This is a genomic window from Aminobacter sp. P4_D5 (genome assembly GCF_056401815.1).
This window is the reverse complement of the sequence record NZ_JBFUIP010000622.1, coordinates 1-758: the sequence shown is the minus strand read 5'-3', so window position 1 is coordinate 758 and position 758 is coordinate 1. Positions and strand designations below refer to the sequence as shown.

Sequence of the window (758 nt, the reverse complement as noted above, 5' to 3'; positions counted from 1 at the left end):
GTCCAGCACGCCCTTGTTGTGGAAGGTCAGGCCCGGGCGTTCCGGCACGCGATCCGCTTCTGGCGTCTCGTCATAGGGCGCTTGGCCGTGCAGCTTCACGTAGCCACCCAGTGGGATCCAGGCGATGCGCCACTGGGTTCCGCGCCTGTCTTGCCAGGAGGCGATGGCCTTGCCGAAGCCGATGCTGAAGGCATCGACATGCACGCGCCGCCAGCGGGCCGCGAGATAATGGCCAAGCTCGTGGAAGAAGATCAGGACACCCAAGACGACCAGGAAGGCCAGAAGGGTCCGCACGGCAGCAGGGAGGAATTCGAGCATGATGGAACTCCGTCAGGCAGCGGCGCGGTGCGCGGCGATGCGGGAGGCTTCGTGGCGAGCGGCCTGGTCAAGCGCCAGGATGGAGCTAAGATCCGAAACAGGCTGGCTTCCCAACACCACGAGGGTTTCCTCCACCACGGCGGCAATGTCGAGGAAGCCGAGGCCGCGGCCGAGGAAAAGCTCGACGGCCACCTCGTTCGCGGCATTCAGCACGCAGGGGGCGCCCCCCTCTGCCTCCAGCGCTTCGCGGGCGAGGCGCAGCGCAGGAAAGCGCTGCGTGTCGGGGGACGCGAAATCGAGCCGGCTGAGCGCCGCAAGATCGAGCCGCGCCACCTCCACGGACATACGACGGGGCCAGGCGAGACAGCTGGCGATGGGCGTGCGCATGTCGGGCGTGCCGAGCTGCGCCAGCAGCGAGCCGTCAGCATATTGAACAAGGC

General features: G+C 67.3%; 1 protein-coding gene and 1 pseudogene. Both read right to left on the bottom strand.

Translation table 11 applies throughout. The features are described 5' to 3' along the window. A partial coding sequence (locus tag AC1DWF_RS33925; protein WP_476842879.1) for a site-2 protease family protein occupies positions 1-318 on the bottom strand: 318 nt, incomplete at its 3' end. A 12-nt stretch (positions 319-330) separates the two neighbouring features. Continuing rightward, positions 331-758, bottom strand: a pseudogene (locus AC1DWF_RS33920) (1-deoxy-D-xylulose-5-phosphate reductoisomerase); the annotation flags it as partial.